The organism is Mastigocoleus testarum BC008 (genome assembly GCF_001456025.1).
In the GTDB taxonomy this organism is placed as follows: domain Bacteria; phylum Cyanobacteriota; class Cyanobacteriia; order Cyanobacteriales; family Nostocaceae; genus Mastigocoleus; species Mastigocoleus testarum.
The window spans coordinates 163,794-184,442 of the sequence record NZ_LMTZ01000129.1 but is presented as its reverse complement, the minus strand read 5'-3'; the positions used below and the strand labels follow the sequence as shown (position 1 = coordinate 184,442).

Annotated in this window: 15 protein-coding genes; 8 read left to right on the top strand and 7 right to left on the bottom strand. The window is 38.2% G+C overall.

The genetic code is table 11. The features are described 5' to 3' along the window. Positions 1-108: 108 nt before the first annotated feature. The 3 genes from BC008_RS34105 to typA all read left to right on the top strand — a co-directional run bounded on the left by BC008_RS34105 (position 109) and on the right by typA (position 5,285). Positions 109-801, top strand: a complete 693-nt coding sequence (locus BC008_RS34105) for an OB-fold-containig protein (protein ID WP_027844739.1) — start codon at positions 109-111, stop codon at positions 799-801. A gap of 12 nt (positions 802-813) precedes the next feature. After that, positions 814-2,832 (top strand): flotillin family protein, encoded by a 2,019-nt coding sequence (locus BC008_RS34100; protein ID WP_027844740.1) that lies wholly within the window; start codon positions 814-816, stop codon positions 2,830-2,832. Positions 2,833-3,494: 662 nt separating this feature from the next. Further along, the gene (gene typA / locus BC008_RS34095; protein WP_027844191.1) at positions 3,495-5,285 is read left to right on the top strand and encodes a translational GTPase TypA; all 1,791 of its coding nucleotides are present in this window, start codon (positions 3,495-3,497) and stop codon (positions 5,283-5,285) included. 365 nt (positions 5,286-5,650) lie between these two features. Here typA and BC008_RS34090 read toward each other — a convergent pair whose 3' ends face one another. Together BC008_RS34090 and BC008_RS34085 are read right to left on the bottom strand one after the other, a co-directional pair. Next, on the bottom strand, positions 5,651-7,717 hold the full coding sequence (locus tag BC008_RS34090) for an NACHT domain-containing protein (RefSeq protein ID WP_058184154.1): 2,067 nt from the start codon (positions 7,715-7,717) through the stop codon (positions 5,651-5,653). A gap of 9 nt (positions 7,718-7,726) precedes the next feature. Continuing rightward, complete coding sequence (locus BC008_RS34085) at positions 7,727-9,877, bottom strand: pentapeptide repeat-containing protein (RefSeq protein ID WP_027844192.1); 2,151 nt, start codon at positions 9,875-9,877, stop codon at positions 7,727-7,729. A gap of 335 nt (positions 9,878-10,212) precedes the next feature. Here BC008_RS34085 and BC008_RS34080 point away from each other — a divergent pair, with 335 nt between their 5' ends. Further along, positions 10,213-11,379 (top strand): DUF58 domain-containing protein, encoded by a 1,167-nt coding sequence (locus BC008_RS34080; protein ID WP_027844193.1) that lies wholly within the window; start codon positions 10,213-10,215, stop codon positions 11,377-11,379. Positions 11,380-11,416: 37 nt separating this feature from the next. Beyond that, positions 11,417-12,007 carry a macro domain-containing protein gene (locus BC008_RS34075; RefSeq protein ID WP_027844194.1) on the top strand — a complete coding sequence of 197 codons (591 nt, stop codon included), beginning with the start codon at positions 11,417-11,419 and terminating at the stop codon, positions 12,005-12,007. A gap of 184 nt (positions 12,008-12,191) precedes the next feature. On the opposite strand, the gene BC008_RS34070 is transcribed toward BC008_RS34075, so the two are convergent. After that, the gene (locus BC008_RS34070; RefSeq protein WP_058184153.1) at positions 12,192-12,395 is read right to left on the bottom strand and encodes a hypothetical protein; all 204 of its coding nucleotides are present in this window, start codon (positions 12,393-12,395) and stop codon (positions 12,192-12,194) included. A gap of 660 nt (positions 12,396-13,055) precedes the next feature. Continuing rightward, positions 13,056-14,075, bottom strand: coding sequence for an endonuclease/exonuclease/phosphatase family protein (locus BC008_RS34065; protein ID WP_027844195.1), 1,020 nt, complete (start codon positions 14,073-14,075; stop codon positions 13,056-13,058). Positions 14,076-14,352: 277 nt separating this feature from the next. Here BC008_RS34065 and BC008_RS34060 point away from each other — a divergent pair, with 277 nt between their 5' ends. Next, positions 14,353-14,934, top strand: a complete 582-nt coding sequence (locus BC008_RS34060) for a hypothetical protein (protein ID WP_027844196.1) — start codon at positions 14,353-14,355, stop codon at positions 14,932-14,934. Positions 14,935-15,042: 108 nt separating this feature from the next. Here the strand turns inward: BC008_RS34060 and BC008_RS34055 are convergent, their stop codons facing one another. From BC008_RS34055 to BC008_RS34045, 3 genes are all read right to left on the bottom strand, one after another. After that, positions 15,043-15,672, bottom strand: coding sequence for a MotA/TolQ/ExbB proton channel family protein (locus BC008_RS34055; RefSeq protein ID WP_407657087.1), 630 nt, complete (start codon positions 15,670-15,672; stop codon positions 15,043-15,045). Positions 15,673-15,792: 120 nt separating this feature from the next. Then, positions 15,793-16,530, bottom strand: coding sequence for an FkbM family methyltransferase (locus BC008_RS34050; RefSeq protein WP_027844198.1), 738 nt, complete (start codon positions 16,528-16,530; stop codon positions 15,793-15,795). Between the two features lie 378 nt (positions 16,531-16,908). Next, positions 16,909-17,991, bottom strand: a complete 1,083-nt coding sequence (locus BC008_RS34045; RefSeq protein ID WP_027844199.1) for a class I fructose-bisphosphate aldolase — start codon at positions 17,989-17,991, stop codon at positions 16,909-16,911. A 532-nt stretch (positions 17,992-18,523) separates the two neighbouring features. Between BC008_RS34045 and BC008_RS34040 the strand changes: the two genes are divergently transcribed. Then, a complete protein-coding gene (locus tag BC008_RS34040) occupies positions 18,524-18,979 on the top strand; it encodes a VOC family protein (RefSeq protein ID WP_063800835.1) in 456 nt (151 codons plus the stop codon). A 230-nt stretch (positions 18,980-19,209) separates the two neighbouring features. Continuing rightward, positions 19,210-20,133 carry a ribosome biogenesis GTPase YlqF gene (ylqF, locus tag BC008_RS34035; RefSeq protein ID WP_027844200.1) on the top strand — a complete coding sequence of 308 codons (924 nt, stop codon included), beginning with the start codon at positions 19,210-19,212 and terminating at the stop codon, positions 20,131-20,133. The last annotated feature ends 516 nt before the right edge of the window (positions 20,134-20,649 follow it).

Below are 20,649 nucleotides of genomic sequence, written 5' to 3'. Positions count from 1 at the left end.
TGTTATTTTTTCGATCTCCTTCAAATAAAAATAGCTACACTGAAGTTAGGTAAACCAAAGTTATAAGTAGGAAATTTACCAGCCAAATATTATTTACCACTAAGCATCATGCTGTTTAATTCAGCTAACATGCCCTACTGGCTATTTTTGGGCATGGGAGTTTTGCTATTTCTATTTGTGATTTTTTCCGGTGGTGGAGACGAAGACATCGATGTTGATGTTGATGCTGATATTGACACTGACCTAGACTTAGGCGGAGAAGGTAATTTTAATTTAGGATTTTTGCTGGGATGGGCTGGTGTTGGTAAAGCCCCCTTGATTTTATTACTAGCAACTGATTTGAGTTTATGGGGCTTATCTGGCTGGATGTTAAATGTTTGGCTAGAGAGCATCCTCAATCAAATTCCCAGTGGTATTTGGAACGGAATAGTCTTGTTGTTGTCGCTATTCATCGCTTTATTGATCGGGGGACTGATTGCACGACCAATGGGGAGAATTTTTGCAGAATTTGGCGAAGATACAAGTAGCGATCGCTTGATTGGTCGTAATGGTACTGTCTGTTCTGCGACTATACCTACCGAAGACAACGATAGAATCGGTCAAATAGATGTAATTGATAAAAGTGGCAATTTAGTGACTATTAATGCCACTATCCCAAAATGGGCAAAAGTTATTCCCCACCATGGCGAACGAGTAATTGTCATAAATCGAAAGCAAGACATTTATTCTGTCATCGCTAAAGACACTCCAGATGTAGATCGTTGGTTGAATCTAACTAAGAAAAAAATAAGAATGAAATAAATATTAAAGAAAATGCTGTTTTGGTTAACTTTCATTGAATTATTACCCCTACCACCTACAAATACCTTGGTGGGAGAACAGTACAATATTAGTGATGATACATCTACATCACTTACTTTAATTGCTGAGAAACCAGTAGAAACATCACCCTATATTGCTCAAATTTCTACCCAACCAATCCTCAATCAAATCGATGAAGCCTTTGTTTTCCCTGGGTTAATCGCGGGTATCATCGTACTCATATTACTGAGTATTTGGTCTTATACGCGGATTTATGTGATTACTCCGAATAACGAGGCTTTTGTGAGAACTGGCGGTATTTTTGTGAAAAAGAAAACCGTAGTTCTCAATGGTGGTTGCATTGTGGTACCAGGTTTTCACGAACTCACACGGGTACCGTTACGAGAAATTTCCATTAATGTCGAGCGTACCGGTAAACTAGCAGTTCGTACTCAAGACTATTTACGGGCAAATATGCGGGTAACTTTTTATGTCTGCATAAATGCCAGTGAAGAAGATGTGCTAATTGCTGCCGCACGACTTTCCAGACAAGGTAAAATCTCAGCCGAAGACATCACAGAAGCCCTAGAAACCCGTGCTGATGATGCCATTAGGGCTGCTGCGAAGAAGAAAACTTTAGCAGAAATAGATTCCGACAAGTTAGGATTTGCTGAAGAAGTTTTGAACTTGACTCAGCAAGACTTAAAGAAAGTAGGTTTAACTCTTAACAACATTGCAATTTCCGAAATCGAAGAAAGCGACACCTACGACACCAATAATTTCTTTGATGCTCAAGGAGTGCGTCTGCGTACAGAAACTATTCAACGCTCAATTCAACAAAAGCGCGAAGTGGAATTGACTACCCAAGTAGCTATTGAGCAAAAAGAACTAGATGCTCAAAAGCGATCTCTACAAATTGCTCAAGAAAAAGAAACAGCGGAATTAGAGCAAAAGTTGCAAGTTGAAGCCCTGACAGCACAAAGACAACGGGAAATTCAAGAAGCTAAAGATAAAGAAGCTGCAGCCACCCTTCGCAGCAAAATTTTGCAGGATAAATCGGTAGAAGAAGAGGAAATTCGTAAGAAGTTATCCGTACAACAAAGCCAAATTGAAGCTGATATTGCCCTAGAAGACCGTAACAAAAAACTAAAGGTTACACAAATCCATCAAAAACAAGAAGCAGAGCTAGCAGAAGTTACCCGCCAACAAACCGTAGAATCTAACAAGTTACAAGCACAAGTGCAAATTGCGGAGTCAGAAAAAGTTGCAAGACTCGCACAAGAAGAAGTCGCGATATCAATTGCGAACAAAAAACGAGAAACTTTTGTCGCACAAGCTGAACAAGCCAAAGCAGAAGAATCAGTTAAGACCGCCGGTGAAATCGAAAAAGCCGAACGCAGTAAGAGTCTATCTATAATAGCTGCCGAAGAACAAGCCCAAGAAAAAAATATCGGCGATCGCAACGTCATTGAAATTGATGCTTTTCGTCGTCGCAGACAAGCTGAAATTGCTCAACAAGCTGCAGAACTTGAAGCCGAATCAATTCGTATTCTTGCAGATGCCGAACGCATTCGAGCTTTAGCTGAAGCTGAAGGTATACAAGCAAAAATTACTGCTGAAAACACCATTAGTAATGCCAGTTTAAGTGCTCAAGTTATCACTACCATCTGGCCGGAACTTTCAGATAAACTACCAGAAATCGTCCACTCATTGGCACCACAACCAGGAGTTTTAGGAAATATCAGAATTTATTCTTTTCCAGGAGCGAATAATAATGGCAAAGGCGTAGACGATATTAATAAGTTACTTCTCTCAACCAGTGGTATTTCCATGATAAATAACCTACTGGAAGAAGGTAAATTAGGAGAATTAATATCTCAAGTTGGGCAGTTAATACATCATCAAGATGGAGCCAAACCAGAAACACACTTACAGAAAGTTGCAGATAACATACCTGTATCCAGTTATAGCCACAATGACTCTCATGTTGATTCAGAAGCTTTCGAAAGTCATTACACTACAAAAGAATAAGCAGTTAAATTGATGTAAGTTGGGTTAGGCTGTCTCTAAGGGACTTTCAGTAAAAAAACATACGACTTGTCAGGGCGCACGTCGGTGCGCCCCTACAGTCAACAAATAATGGTATAAATTATTTTTTGGAAGTCCCTAACACAACAAAAACATGGTTCTGGATACTGAACAATCCATACCACTAGTAACTAATATTACATGTTTTGAACATTATACCAATTTGGAAAAATAATGAGACAGATATATTTTGTAGAGACCTTGCATGCAAGGTCTCTATCGAAGGATCTGTTGCAATAATTTATTGAATCGGTATGAGAACTTCATCGAGTAGTAATAAGAGAAATAATTTCAGTAGTTCCCATTAAAATCGCATAACAGTGAAAGTCAATGTAGCTACTTTAGGATGATTAATTAAATAATTTTTACCAAAAAAATTGTAAGTGATACATATATTAGCCTTCAATCTTCTATTTGTAGTGATTTAACCTACTTTTCGCCACTTTAAACCCCAAAGTTTTGCTTTCAAAAATTTACGTGGATCGTTAACATTGAGATAGAATTATTAAGGCTTGTTTACAGAATTAGCAAAATTTTCCGAATTCTGTTATTAAGAGCTGGATCACAATATTAAGTTATATTACCCGCATTTCTGGAATGTTCCTATGACGCTCTCAATTCGTAACGTCGCCATTATTGCCCACGTTGACCACGGCAAAACAACCCTCGTTGATTCTCTACTGAAACAGTCCGGCATTTTCCGTCAAGGGGAAGACGTTCCTGATTGCGTCATGGACTCCAACGACCTCGAAAGAGAACGGGGTATTACTATTCTTTCTAAAAATACAGCTGTTCGCTATCAAGAAACATTAATCAATATTGTTGATACTCCCGGACACGCCGATTTCGGTGGCGAAGTCGAACGGGTACTCGGTATGGTAGATGGCTGTATCCTTATTGTTGATGCTAACGAAGGTCCAATGCCACAAACACGTTTTGTGTTAAAGAAAGCATTGGAAAAAGGATTGCGCCCAATTGTTGTAGTTAACAAAATTGACCGTCCCCAAGCAGACCCCCATGGTGCAGTCGATAAGGTATTAGATTTATTCTTAGAATTAGGTGCTGATGACGATCAGTGTGATTTCCCCTACCTATTCGCTTCTGGTCTTTCCGGTTACGCCAAAAATGACTTGGATGATGAACCCAAGGATATGCAACCCTTATTTGAAGCTGTGTTGCGCCACGTTCCACCCCCAGTCGGCGATGCAGAAAAACCATTACAATTACAGGTTACAACCCTAGATTACTCAGAATATCTGGGTAGAATCGTAATTGGTAGAATTCATAACGGTGTTATTAAGGCCGGACAACAAGCCGCTTTAGTTAAAGAAGATGGCAAAATTGTCAAAGCCAAAATTAGTAAACTAATGGGCTTTGAAGGTCTCAAGCGCGTTGAGATGGAAGAAGCATCCGCAGGAAATCTGGTTGCTGTTGCTGGTTTTGCAGATGCAAACATTGGTGAAACTATCACTTGTCCTAACGAACCCCAAGCTTTACCACTAATTAAAGTCGACGAACCGACATTACAAATGACCTTTTCGGTTAATGACTCGCCCTTTGCTGGTAAAGAAGGTAGCTTTGTTACCTCTCGCCAAATTCGCGATCGCCTAATGCGGGAATTGGAAACTAATGTTGCTTTGCGCGTTGAAGAAAGCGACTCCCCCGATAAATTTAAAGTTTCCGGTCGTGGCGAGCTTCACTTGGGTATTTTAATTGAAACCATGCGCCGGGAAGGTTATGAGTTCCAAGTGTCCCAGCCACAGGTAATTTACCGTGAAGTTAATGGACAACCTTGCGAACCTTACGAGCTTTTAGTTCTTGATGTTCCTGAAGAAGCTGTAGGTGGTTGTATTGAACGACTCGGACAGCGTAAAGGCGAAATGCAAGACATGCAAATGGGTGGTAACGGACGCTCCCAACTAGAATTCGTAATTCCCGCCCGTGGCTTAATTGGTTTCCGGGGTGAATTCATGCGTATCACTCGCGGTGACGGTATCATGAACCATAGTTTTCTGGATTATCGTCCGATTATTGGTGAAATTACTACCCGTCGTAATGGCGTTTTAATTGCTTTTGAAGAAGGTGTTGCAACTTTCTACGCTCTGAAAAATGCTGAGGATCGCGGTTCCTTCTTTATTACCCCAGGTACTAAAGTTTACAAAGGAATGATAGTTGGGGAAAATAACCGTCCTCAAGACCTAGACTTGAATGTCTGCAAAACCAAGCAGTTAACAAACCACCGTTCTGCAACTGGAGATGAATTGGTCCAATTGCAAACACCCGTAGAAATGAGCTTGGAAAGAGCATTGGAATACATTGGGCCAGACGAATTAGTGGAAATAACTCCCGAGTCAATTCGTTTGCGTAAGATGTCCAAGAAGTTGGCGAGACGGTAAAAATACTTAACTCGTAAACATACCTAGGAAAAATTAAGGGTAGAGGTTCGGAATCCCAAACCTTTACCCTTTATCATATTTTCTATTCGCCAAACCGATAATTACTAACTATTTATCAGTGGTAGATGCCATTACAGCCAATTTTTAAAAAACAACGCTTGTAAAACCTGTTTATCTCTCTTTATCTTTGTAGTCTGGCAAACCATTGAAAATGCCCTGGTTAAGCCCGTGGTACGATCTTAACTTCTTTACACAAAAATTACTATTAATTTATGTAAATTCAATATTTTATATTTGGGGATTGGCGACTGGCGATTGGGGATTAGTAAAGTAACTTTAGAAATTATGCGATATCAGAAATGGAATCAGCTTTGAAGGTTTCTGCTCTCAAGCTGCATTTGGGCAAAGTGTTCCATTAACATTCGATGAATAAAGATATAGCCGCCACCTACTTTTTGCAGGAAGATGCGTTCTGTGGCGTAGTCGAGGAAGCGGCCATAATTCCAAGGGATGTTATTATTGATGTAAAGGATAAAGCGGAGGATAAAGTGTTGAATGCAAGTCGCACCTCCAAGAACTAGCCCAGCACCAAATCCATAGTTGCTAAAACTAAACCATCTCATTGCTATCTCCTCAGGTCTTGCTATTAGTGCCACTGCGAATCCAGTAAGTGTCCAGAGACTGACAGATATCATCAATGCATTCTGAAGTGATTTCCAAATACCTTGATTGGGATTTGTTGTTTTTTCAATTACAAAGTATTCTATATTTCTTCCTATTTGAGGAAGTACTCTCTGCAATAACAACATAATCCCAAAAAATAGCGAACCCTTCAAAAAAAATGTCAGCATATGTACTAAATCTGGCAATCGCCCTTGATGCATTAAATTATATAGCACATCAAAAAACACCATAAATAGCCCAAAACTTACTCCAAATTTTAAAGGGGGAATTAAGATTATTTTCCAGTTAACTTGAATAATTCCAACTGTCGTGATTTCTTTTAAAAATAATCCAGCGAATATTCCAATAATTAAGTATATTCCTCCCCATATTAATCCATGTATCAGTCCAGCCATCCAAGTAAATGCCAATAGATTTATCAACCCAAATAAAATTCCAAATATGGTTCCAAGACTTAGCCTGTAAAAATTTTTTGCTCTACTTTTTAACCAAGTTGGCTGCATTTGCTCAATTAAAAATACTGTTTGCGACCTCTGAACCATCTTCTGTGCCAGCCAAATCAGCCAGCGCTTTGTTTGGGTTTGTGAGTATTTGTCTTGAACCTTCGAGCGATTAGGGCGCTTAAGCATCAGTTTTATATAATTATCAAATAGCTGCTTGCGCCGTTCTTCTAGCACCTCAGTTTTAGGCAAATCCTCAACCGCTACTCCCTGATAAACCAGAGTCATAATATTGAGCATCAAGGGTGATTGTACCAACTCTTGTAATACCCTATCCCATTGAATTAATGCTTTCAACCCCGTCAAATTAGTCCTGACACTATCCAAGTAATGATAGATTTGTTCTGGGGTCAGCGACTTCAAATAAACTGCACGTTGAAATTCCAGACGGTTAGAAAGAGATTCATAGTCTTCAATCCGACAGCACACCACCAGTTCAACACCATAATTCTGCTTGAATTGGTTCAACGCCTTGATACAGTCGTCTCGATGTTCCGCCTTTACTTCATCCAAACCATCAAGCAATGGTAGTAGTTGCTGCTGCTTTACCCAGGCTTTTCCAATTTTTTTAGGTACATCATACTTACTATTCAGTTCTTCCACTAACCAATTGGCTATCGTCTGTTGCTTATCGGCTATCTTCTGTTGCTTATCCCAAGAGGAGAGGTTAAAAACTACAGGAATTAACAGATTAATGTCTTGTTCAGCACGGGTAATTAAATCGCGACTGAGTTCGAGTAACGTTGTGGTTTTTCCTGACCCTGGTTTCCCTAAAATTAGTAGCGTTCGTCCTGCACCAATTTCGTCAAAGATATCAATAACCTTAGTACCTTCCGGAAGGGGTTGAGGTGAAGAGTCCTCAGTTTCTAGAATAACCTCCCAAGAACTAGCGATCGCATCTGGTCTATCGTCTAAACCAAACTCAATCAGCACCTGGTTACGAAGGGATTTTTCCAAAACTCCCTTGACCCAGAATTTCTTGACTTTAGTGAGTAATGCTTGACGATTTTGGTATTCTTGTCGGGTGAGTTGTGGTCTTGGGGAAGCTTCCTGCTGACTTTGGTAAATATGGGTGTGGCTAATCTGGTTGTTATCCCCTTCAATTACTTGATTGCCATCACCCTGAACAACTCGATTTTGATTACCTTGAACTACATTATCCCATCTGGAAGTATCAGCCTGTTGCTTTTGAGATGAATCATCAGAAGGCTGTTGTGAATCAGAATTATCAGGTGGTAACTGATTCATAAATCAGATTTACAACTTTAACAAGTAAGAACTAGCAGCAGCACCTAACCAACCAGCTATTTTGGTAATTATAGGTTTAGCTTTATTCCAGAGTTTCTGACCAGCATCTACCGTTTTGCTAGTTTTTTCAAGTGTTTGTGCCACACTTTCTAAATTAGCTAGTGCTATGTTCTTTTTCGGTTCCTCTTTATCAGTTGCTTTCTTCGCTGCACTAATGTCTTCAATCGCTGTTTCTTTTGTGTCTTGATCAACTTTAGCAGCTTTAACTAAATTTTCCAACTGTGTGAATAATGCTACGATATCAGCTTTTGTGAGTGATGCTTCAACTTCAGCACTTACTTGGTTTTGTTGTGTTACTTGATTTCCATCACCAAGAACAGCCTGATTATTATCCCCTTGAACAGCACGGTTATTATCACCTTGAACATTGTTGATATTGCCACCAACAGAACCACCAACTGAAAATCCACCAGGGTTATTAGTCATATTACTTACCTCTTCTATTTGAGTGTTTGAATAAAAACTAGGGCTTTTTAAAGCCGTGTTTACAAAATTTTCTAAACTACGAATTCTGCGATCTTTCTCTGCCATTAAAGCTTGGACTTCTTGTTGTGTCAAAGCTTTAACTTGATTATAAATTTCAAAATATTCTGCACTTAATTGGGATTTATCAGCTAGGGGTGTGGTTTTAGCACGGAGTAAAACTTTATCTTCACTTTCACCTCGTATTTCTATTCCGGCAATTCGCAACTCAGCATCTGGATTTTTTTCAGCTAACTGTTTGAATGAAATAGCGATCGCACGCGGGTCAACGCCTTGGTTGTGGTAAAGGTCAAGGGTATCAAAAATTGGTTGGATAAAATCACCAAATTCCCCATCTGCAAATGTTTCTGCGTTGTTATCTGGTTTGCGTAAGGGGTTAGGATTTTCTTTTGTAGGAAGGCGCATATACACGTATTCGCACCTTACACCACGAAAGTTGGTTTCATTGGTAATGCCCCAATCTTCTATGTATGCCCCAGTAAGAGTAGCGCCTGTAAAGTCGGTTGCATCTAATTGAGTTTGGACTAATTTCGCTCTGGATAAATCCCCATCTTGTAAACAAGCTTCGCTCAAGTCTGTGCTAATAAAACTTGCGTCTGTTAAAAAAGCTTTCTTTAAATTAATTCCCCGTAAATTCAAACGGTCAAAAATTTTATCCTGCCCTTGTCCAGTTAAAATTAATTGGCGTACTTGGGGATATTGTAAATAAGAAGTGCCAGGACGAACGCGATCTAGTAATTTAGTTTTATGGAAATAGGTGCGAGTTAGTTTAGCTTTACGAAAATCTGTACTTTTGAGTCGGGCAGAAGTAAAATTAGCATCTGTTAGATCGGCATTACGAAAACTTGTTCCACCAATAGCAGTAAAATTAATTGCAATTGGATAAATTAATGAAAATTTTGGATCTCCTACTAGTATTCGCCAACCTATATATATACCTTGAACAGAACCAATTAAAACCATAATTGCAACTGCTAATTCTGCCGCTAATTCGAAGTTGCTGACACTTCCAAATTTTTCAAGGAAAAACATACCAACGACAGTTCCAGCTAAAGATGCAATCACACTCGTAATACCAGCCATTATTGCCACTTTAATTCCAGCTAGTATAGTTACTCCAGTTATAGAAGCAGCAATAGAGGTACTTCCAGTTATCGTTCCTATTGCAATGAAAATAAAAGCTAATGTTGTACCATCATTAAATAAAGTTGAAAAAGTTGAAAATATTACTAATAAAGTAGAAATTCCTAGAGAAAAAGCAATGGATACCAAGGACGCTGGAAATCCCTTTGTGGTAGTAACTATAAATGGAAGTATTAAAATTACAACAGTAGAGAGATGAACTAAAGGGTTGGGATTAAGTAAGCTTTGATTAAATATAGTAGTTATTCCAGCAGTAAATGCTGGGAGTATGGCTATAAATGATAAAAAAACTGTCAGAAAAAGCATCCAAGACCTTTCTTGCCCAGCTTCAGCGCCTCTGAAATCAGAACCTCTAAGGATAGCGTTTGTAAAATTAGCCCCTCGAATATCTGCATAGCTAAAATTTGCACCTTCTAAGTTTTTACCTTTAAAGGAGCAACCTTGGAGATTATGACGCGAGAAGTCTTTAGACATCTGAGCAAAATAAACGGCAGTACCGATTTTTTATACAAACTGGCTAGTTGCTGTTCCAGATTTTTAAAGGAAATCCTACCAAAAAAACTCAAAAGTTAGGAAAAAGATGATTTACTAGTGCGATACGCTCCGCGTCAGTGTAAATGCTTATTGCTAACTACTTACTTATCACCAAATAACCAATAAACTATTCCCTTATTATTAATAACTAATCCCCATTAACCATTACTAGAAAATTGAACTGCATAACTTTAGCTCAGTTTTAAATAGGCAAGCTGGGAGTTATTACTCATTACTCATTACTCATCACAAAATTATAGGTTACCCTGGGTGCTATGAATATATTTAAACCTATAATTAATTGGCTAGAAACCCGTGCTTGCGCTCCCGCCTATAGTGGAATGGTATTAGGAGCGATCGCAATTTGTTTTTTTGCCGCAGCAATTAATACTATGGCCGGCTGGCTCTACGTAATTAGCGCAGTAAGTTTTTCCCTGTTAGCGATCGCAGCAGTTTTACCACCACGTTTTTTGTCAGGAATTTCTGTTGCTCGGTTACCGATCCAAGCAGTAACAGCAGGAGACGATCTAACAGTAGAATTGGAGATTACTAACTCTACTAAAAAGCCAATAAGATTAATACAAGTAAAAGATATTTTGCCTTATATATTGGGGGAATCCATCGCCCAAGCAATTGAAATTATTTCACCCCAAGATACTTACCGTTGGCAATATTACTACCCAACTCAGCGAAGAGGTATCTATCGCTGGGAAAATATAGAGTTCGCAACAGGCGCACCTTTTGGATTGTTTTGGTCGCGTCGCCAGCATAAGTGCAGTGCTAGGGCTATTGTTTACCCCACAGTTTTACCTTTAAGTCATTGTCCTTTAGTTGATGAAATCGGTGAAGATTGCAGATTTAACTATCCTCACGGTAGACCCTTCCATACTGCAAGTGAAGGAATAACTCGTTCTTTACGTCCTTACCGTATTGGGGATCCTATGCGTTTAATTCACTGGCGCAGCAGCGCCCGTATGGGGGATCTAAGAGTACGGGAATTGGAATTAGTGACCTCTGGGCAAGAGATTATTATAGCTTTAGATAGTGCGAGTAAATGGGAAACTGAGAATTTTGAACAAGCAGTAATTGCAGCAGCATCTATGTATTTTTATGCCCAGAAAAATACAATACAAGTGCAACTGTGGACGTCTGAAACAAGTTTAGTTAGGGTCGAACGCCTGGTTTTAGAAACCTTAGCAGCAACTAATCCTTTAGAAGATACTTGCAACCAAGAATTACCAAAACTCCCGTTAATTTGGCTAACCCAAAACCCCCTCACTTTATCTTCTTTACCTATGGGGAGTCGTTGGGTACTATGGCAACCAGTAAACTCTGGAGAAAAACAAGTAGTATTAAATCAAGATTATCCCGGTATCGCGATCGAGCAAGAGAAAGAACTAAAAACTCAATTGCAACAAAAATTAGATATTGCTCAAATTTAACGCTGGTATAATAAGTATTCAAGCGGAGGAATAAAGCTTGAAACTGATTTTAGTCGCACCTAATGTATTACTAGCAAAAGCCTTTCAAAAACATTTTAATTACTTTGCTGATGTAGAAATCGTTAATAACTACTTTGAGTGGTTACCTATTTTCGATTGTTTGGTTAGTCCTGCTAATTCTTTCGGAATGATGGATGGTGGTATGGATGCAGCCATTACCAAGTTTTTTGGCATTCAGTTGATGGAAAAAGTACAAGAGCGTATTCTTCAAGAATATTTAGGAGAACAACCTGTAGGAACATCAATGATTGTTGAAACAGGTAATCCTAAGCATCCATTTCTTGCACATACACCAACTATGCGAGTCCCCATGTCTATTGTGGGTACAGATATTCCTTATGTGGCGATGTGGAGCATGCTTTTAGCGGTGCGTCGCCATAACCAATATTCTCAACATGAAATCAACACTGTTGCTTGTCCCGGTCTGGGTACAGGAATTGGTAAAGTTCCTTATGAAGAAGCAAGTAGACAAATGTCGCTAGCCTACGATCATTTTCTATATCCACCCAAACATCTCAACTGTTTTGTTGCAGCTTCAAGACAGCTTTTGATTTGGGAAGGAGGTTAATTAACAGTAGTAGTTCACATTCTGAGATGAAGTAGATAAATAAGCAAAATAAAGGCCGATATACTCACATATTCGAACATTACAAAATGTTTAAGTGGTGATGAAAATATCGGCATTTAGTTATAGTCTGTAAATGGACTTGCAGTCTATGTGAGTCGAGAAGCCTGCCTGCTATACTTCTTGATTACAGAGACTGCCAGTTTCTTTTAAGTAAATTCAGAAAAGTTGCATATCCTTCAGAAAAACCTGGTGGGTCATTAAGTGCGTACTCAGGAAATTCCTTAAACGAGCGCCAAGGTTCAGAAGGACTAAGTCGTAAATGTAAAGCTGGCTCGGTGGCTCCAGGGGGTCTCCATGTCATTTGACCGCCATTAGGTATATCAGACATAAATTACACCTCGATATATTTTGTGTCCTATTGTTCCGGATTGTGACAGACTGGTTGAGAAAATTTGTAAGCACTTATACTGATTGACAGATAATGTCAAAGAATGCTCACACTTAGGTGTGTTAACGAATGCATTTAACCAGTTATTTGAATTCGCTAAATCTATTAACACAACTATTTGAACCAGAGTTCACAGATATAGATTAATTAAGGAAACAATATCTTGAGGGATAATTACGTAACAATTGATATTGAATTGATATTAATTTATTATAATTTCCTCATATTATTGAAACAGGTAATTGGTAATTGGTAACTGGTAATTGGTAATTGGTAACTGATAACTGTTAGCGCCTAGCGGTTAGCGGCGAAAGACGCACCTACGGTGTTTGTTGACGCGGCTTAGCCGAACACGTAGTGCGTCCAAACGCGTAAGCGCGCCCTGCGTGACGTTAGTCAGAGGCTTTGCCGACGCCGGATCCGTAAGGTGACGTAGTCATAGGCTCTAGCGTACCGGATCCGTAGGTAGCGCAGCTAGAGGCTCCCTCCGCCGTCGCCGCAGGCTCTAGGTATTGCGTGCGCGACCTAGCATAAAGTATTGCGCATTAACTGTAGCCCGTAAGGGCGTGGCGCAAGCCATAAACTGATCACTGACACCCGTTAACGAAAACGAAACTTCATCATCAAAGGTAAATGGTCGGATGCTTGTTTCGCTTCAGAAATAATTCCCCATTCCACAACCTCTATAGTTTTGGGAGTGTAAAATATATAATCTAATTTGGCTATGGGCTTATCTGAAGGGAAAGTCATTGCTTTTTTATCAGTTAAATTTTCCTGGGGAACTGCTGATTTAAGGTCTGGATTTTTTAGTAGTAAATTAATAGTAGGTTGGGGATTATTACCGTTAATGAGAGTACTGTTAAAATCGCCAATTAGTAATACTGGATATTTATTAACATATTGAGATAATAATTCTTGAATAAATTCAGTTTGTCTCTGACGAGTAGATGTCTCAAAGGCTTCTAAGTGAACGTTCATTAATATCACAGAACGACCTTGAATATTAATTTTGGTAATTTGTGCCAATCTATCAATATAAAAAGCCTTATAAAAAAAAGGTTTATCAGTTACTCTGTCTAAAACAATGCGTTCGTGAGACTCAATTTGATAGCGGCTAAGAATAGCTTGTCCTGATAAAATACGCTTGAAGTGTGCCGAAAATGGAAAATAGGGAAAAGGAACGTAATTTTTATCCCAGTTAATAGCGATTGCACCTTGAGCAAAATTTAAAGCTTCAGCAATTTTATTTGCTTGATTGATGTTAAAGGAACGTTTGGAATCTATATCTATTTCCTGAAAAGCAACTAAGTCTGGCTTCAAAGGTTTTAAAGCTGCAATCACAGTTTTGAGATTATTTTCAAACAGCTCTTTGCTAGTAGTAATTGCTGTATTATTTGTTAATCCCGATAAGTAACCAATATTGTAAGTAACAACTGTAAAAACATTATTATTGTCATTATTATCAATAAAATCTGAGTTTTTATATTTAACAACTTCTGCATATTTTTCTTGAGGATAGCTGCTAGAACTTGCCCAAAAGTAAAATATGACTATGGATCCTAGGATTACTCCGAAGGAAACACCACTAATACCTAGGAGTTTGAATAAAATTCGTTTCATATAACAATCATATGGCGCTATGCGCAAGTCATTATTTATCAATTTCCTAACTTTATTACATAGTGCGATATCTGGGAGATAAAAATTTAGAAGCAAGAGTTTTCAGTAATTCTACGCTCAAATCAAGCTCGAACTATATAGCCGTAAAAATACTTAAGAAAAAACTGCTTTATAAATAACAGATATCAGCAATTTCCGAATTTAGGTTATAGGTGTCATAGGTTATAACTTTCCTAACAGCGTATAAGTAATATCAACAATCTTAAAAGCAAAAACTATGACAAAAAAAACTTTTCTACCATTAATCGCTACAACTTTGATATTTACTGGATTCGCTGGACTGGAAATGCATTTACCACAAGTAGTTTTGTCAAGAACTGCTAGATCAAAATGGCAAGTATTTACCGGTCCAGATGGTACTTTTCAAGTATTAATGCCAGGAAAACCGGAAAAAATGAATCAAACTCAAAAAACCTTCATGGGAGAAATTAATTTACAAATTTTCTTAGCAAAACCACCCAAACAGCAAGTTGCATATGTAGTTGCTTACAACGATTTCCCGCACAACTACGGCAAAATGGCTAACCCCCAAGAATTACTTGATAATGCTCAGCAAATGGCTTTGAAAACGACTCAAAGTAAATTGGTTAGCCAACGTAATATACGCAGTTATAACAATCACCCCGGAAAGGAAATCGAATATATCAATAGTGCGGGAAGAGTTACCAGAAACCGGATGTTTTTTGCCCACGGGCGCTTATACCAAGCAATGGTAATTACAACCAGAAAACAGGAAAAATACCTGAAAAAAAGCATCAGGGGATATTTAAATTCTTTTCAAGTAGTCTTCAAAAAATAGTTTAGAGTCAAAAAAGAGTTTAGAATCAAAAAAGAGTTTAGAAGAATATTTACCTATTTTTCTGTTAATCAACCTTCAAAGAATCACAAAGCAGAAACATAATCTTTATTATCCACCTTCGTAGCGTCGACGATAGAGAAGTTCTAATTGTCCACCATATTCTTGGATCGACGCTATTTGACGTTGGTAAAGACCTCTAAAGGTATTCGCAAATAACAGAGTAAATATTGCTACAAATAAACCAAACGCAGTAGATACTAAGGCTTCACTAATACCACCAGTAACTCCCGAGGTTTTCGTTCCCCCAACATCACCAAGATTGAGCGATGCAAAAGAAGCTATTAATCCTAATACAGTACCTAAAAGACCTAGTAATGGTGCAAGACTAATTATAGTCTCAAAAATATTTTGAAAGCGTTTAAGTAAAGGAATTTCCGCTTGCGCTTCGCTTTCGAGTGCTAAACGAAATTCTTCTGGGTTGGGTTGTTCTAATTCTAAAGCAGCAAGAAAAATTCGGGAAATAGGTAAATCAGTATTTTTTCTGAGTTTATCAATTGCACCTACAACATTATTTTGACGGTAAAGGCTTAAGAATTCTCGTACCACCAGTCTTTGACGCCGATTAATTCTCACCCAAAAACTAATACGTTCAATAATTAGCATCACCGCTAAAATTGAGAATCCCAACAGGGGTATCATCACAACACCACCAGCTGTAAATAGATTTTGAGCAAACAGAGCTTGAATTCCCATTGTGATTTTCTCACACCACTAGATTTGTCAGCTTACCAGTTTTGCAACAAGGAAATAAAAATTTTTAGTATAATTTGCATCATATCTGTAGGCAAGAATTTAGGATTATTTTTGCCATCTGCTTGTCCTGACAAAGGTATAATTTCCCTTACCTTGGGAATAAACCATTGTGTAGCCATTTACCAATAAATTATTTACGGATGACCTGACCCTAGTTTTGTAGCGATTGTCAATTGGATTAAAGCACTCATCAAATTCGACACAAATGATTCGAATGTCGATGCGATCCTCAATGATTGAGTCAATTACTTTATATTCAGCCCCTTCAATATCTAATTTAAGAAGATCTATCTTCTCATGACCATTTTCTTGCATCATCTGACTCAATCTTTTAACCTTTAGCTCAATATAATTATCTGTTTTTTGAAGATTTAAGAGTGAGTGAGAAACATGAGATGGGTTTTTTGGCGCATAAAACTTCAATTTATCCTCTTTTTCCCATAATCCAACTTCAAAAAAATGGTACTGAGAGTTTTTTAGAGTCATATTTTTTACATATTTAATAGCCCTTGGAGTGGGATCAAATGCAAAGACATGACAATTAAATTTATCAATTAGCCCGAGGTCAAATGATATATCTTCGCCACAGCCAACGCAATAACAAATTGACTGCGCATCAAGCAAATTAATTGGAACAACCCACCCTCCATATTCTGTTCCGATGTGTTGTAAATCATTTCTCCTGTGGATTTTTGTAAGTGATGTTCTGTCCCAAGCAGCTAATTGAAATGCACGAGATAGTATCTTTTCTAAGATTTTCCCAGGTATTTGTTGAAGCTTCATTGACTCCCCTGTCGCAATGATATGCTCGAACTCGTAATGAGGTTTCAGCTAAATGATACTATTTAAGGGCGGAAAGTATTAAAAGTTCTCAGGTTACAAAAAATACTTATAAAGGCAACAAGAAAAGGGGAATAAGAAATAGTGAATTCCTATATTTGAGCTTTTGCGTTCAAGAGAAAGTACAACTAAAATTCATCAGACGTAATGTAGAGACGCACTACAGTACGTCTCCAACACTAAATTTAAACCGAATAACGAAGATAATGAAGTTGGAAGATATAGCGTTCACTACAATTGGCTGGGAAAAACATTCTTCAATTCCCAATTCCTAATTCCCTCTTCCCTACTTCTGCAAAACCACATCTGTTGCTATATCTATTAAGCAATTGTTATTTCTGAAGATAAATAGACATCTTGAATTAGATGGAAAAGTTTAACCCCTTCTTCGAAAGGACGTTGGAAAGTTTTACGTCCGGAAATTAATCCAGTCCCACCAGCACGTTTGTTAATGATTGCAGTGCGAACAGCATCTGCAAAATCATTCTTACCAGATGCACCACCAGAACTAATTAAACCCGCACGTCCGCAATAACAATTCAGAACTTGGTAGCGAGTTAAATCAATGGGATGATCTGTTGTTAGTTCTGAGTAAACTTTGTCATGGGTTTTACCATAGCTTTTACCGATCGCTTTCGCTACTGCAGCATAACCATTATTATTTTGAGGTAATTTTTGTTTAATAATATCAGCCTCAATAGTCACGCCCAAATGATTGGCTTGAGAAGTTAAATCCGCAGCAAGATGATAATCTTTGTCTTGCTTGAAAGCATTATTACGTAGATAACACCACAAAATAGTTACCATACCTAATTCGTGAGCGCGTTTAAAAGCTCGGCTAACTTCTTGAATCTGACGGGTAGAGTTTTCTGAGCCAAAATAAATTGTTGCACCTACTGCTGTTGCACCCAAATTCCAAGCCTGTTCCACATCAGCAAACATTATTTGGTCGAATTGGTTAGGAACACTTAGAAGTTCATTGTGGTTGATTTTGACGATGAAAGGGATTTTATGAGCATATTTACGGGAGACAATACCCAATACACCTAACGTGGTTGCAACAGCATTACAGCCCCCTTCAATTGCAAGCTTAATAATATTTTCGGGGTCAAAATAAATTGGGTTAGGAGCAAATGAGGCGCTACCTGAGTGCTCGATACCTTGGTCAACAGGCAAAATAGAGAGATAGCCAGTATTTGCCAAACGGCCAGTAGAATAAAGTTGTTGCAGACCGCGTAAAACCTGTGGATTGCGATCGCTATTTACCCAAATCCGATCCACGAAGTCGGAGCCTGGTAGATGTAGCAGATCTTTAGAAACTTTCGCCTTGTAGGTCAGTAAATCTTTTGCTTCTTTATCTAGTAGCGATTCAAGAGACCCGGGTGAAGGTAAGGTGCTAGTCATAACATTCTCCTCAAAACTTCTGTTTTGTTAGGTTGAACATGCTTAGCCTAACGTATGCATATCCTTTAGTTAGAAGATAACTATTTTTTCTTTATTTAATGGTATAAATGCTTATTTGAGTCTTGGACGACAAATTCAAAATTATTTCTCATAAACTCTATTTGCGCAATCAACGATAAAAGAATGTAACATTGAGAGAAGTTTTTAAATTTATCTTCTTGTTTATAAAAAATAGTTTTGTCATTGATGTTTACAACGGGCTAAGAATACCAGCTTCATGGTTTAAATTCATACCACGATTCAAAAAGTAAAAATAATTTTCACTGATGTTTATTTTATTGAATAAAAAATGAGATAAAAGCTAGATGTATTTTTTCTGTCACCGAAATTTATTTAACAAGATTTATCCCTAGCCTTCACCAAACATGGGTTTGCAATTTAAAAGATTGCGATCAAAGCTTTATCTTAAATTTAAAAACATAACCCAGTAAATAATGAGAGTATAGATTTCTGATTTCTTGACTCCGAACAAATGACTATTCAACTTAACGAGGCACTTGTTACTATAGCCACAATCAAGCTTGAGAGAATTATTGACTTTTACACTCAAATATTGGGACAACAACCAAAAACTTACATCCCTAAAGTCTATGCCAATTTCCAAATTCCTGGTGTAAATTTGGGTATTTTCAGACCAAAAGATATACACCTATCGGAATTTAATAATGGAGCAAAAGGTAAAATAAGTTTATGTTTAGAAGTCGGTGACCTAGAACATGCTATTTCTCGATTTACAGCATTAGGTTATCCCCCACCAGGAGAAATTATTACAGCTTCCCACGGTAGAGAAATTTACGCTTACGACCCTGATGGTAACCGCATCATTTTACATCAATCAATTGAAAATCCCAGTACCGAAAAGGGTTCAATTCCAGCACCAGCCCAAGGTGCAATTCGGCATGGTCACTCTAAAGAATTGGAATCCTGACCGAGAAATTTCAAGATGTACAACTTTGTCTAAGCTTTATAGAGTATAAGCTTTGTTAAAAAATCTGTATGAGTTCAGTGGTTCTTAGATTTATTTGTTAACAGCTTATATTTATCCATTATTAATTCTTTTACATTCTCAGTATCTTGGCAAAATTGCATTTTTCCGAAATTTATTGAATATTTCTCAATCTTCCATTCCCATCAAACATCCCATTAAATACAAGTAAAATGGCTATTACCCAACACTATAAATTAAATTTGATTCAGTGGTATCCCGGACATATTGCGAAAGCAGAAAAAGCACTGAAAGAACAACTAAAACTAGTAGATGTGGTATTGGAAGTTAGAGATGCTCGCATTCCTCTAGCCACACACCACCCAATGGTGAATGACTGGGTCGGTAACAAAACAAAAGTTTTGGTGATGAATCGGGTAGATATGATTTCTCCCGCTGTAAAACAAATTTGGACAGACTGGTTTAAGCAACAGGGAGAAAGAGCACTATTCACCAATGCTCAACAAGGGAAAGGGGTAACAGCAATATCCAAAGCAGCTCAAGCAGCAGGAACTCAAATTAATCAGAAAAGACGTCAACGGGGAATGTTACCACGTCCGGTACGGGCGGTAGTTATTGGTTTTCCTAATGTCGGTAAATCAGCTTTAATTAATCGATTGGTAAAGCGACGAGTTGTGGAAAGTGCAGCCCGTCCTGGAGTTACCAGACAACTTAGGTGGGTACGAATTTCGAAAGAATTAGAATTACTTGATGCTCCTGGGGTAATTCCCATTAAGTTAGAAGACCAAGAAGCAGCACTAAAGTTAGCTATCTGTGATGATATTGGTGAAGCATCCTACGATAACCAGTTAGTAGCAGCAGGATTTATAGATATAGTAAATTACCTCATGGCTACAGTAATAACTGAAACTACGGAGGATGAGATCGTAGCAAATATCTTACCAGCACAACTATTGATGTCTCGTTATGAAATCGATCCAAGTGGTTTTACTGGAGACGAATTTTTGCACGCTTTAGCTAAAAATCGATATCAAGGAGATGCGGAGCGTGCTGCTAGAAAAATTTTAACTGATTTTCGCAGAGGTTCATTGGGTCAAATTCCCTTGGAGTTACCACTGGATTTAGGTTTAAGTTAAACAGATGAATTCCAAACTCCTAATTCAGGATTCCTGGCTTCTGTTAGCAAAGCGGTGCGCTACCGCGCACAATTCTGACTTCTGACTCCTGACTCCTAACTCCTGACTCCTGACTCCTAACTTCTGACTCCTGACTTCTGACTCCTAACTCCTAACTCCTAACTTCTGACTCCTAACTCCTAACTCCTAACTTCTGACTCCTAACTCCTAACTTCTGACTCCTAACTCCTAACTTCTGACTTCTGACTTCTGACTCCTGACTTCTAACTCCTAACTTCTGACTCCTGACTCCTGACTCCTAACTCCTGACTCCTAACTCCTGACTTCAGCCGCAACAGTCCATAATTCTGTCACCACTGTACCCAATCCCTATTCCCCAATCCCCAATTTTGTAAGACAAACATCTTGTGGAACGGGTTTACTGTATATAAAATATCTCTGAGAATAAAAAACTACCCTTCACCAAATAAGATTTGATATAAATTTGGTTGTTCTGGGTTCGAAATCAACGTACAT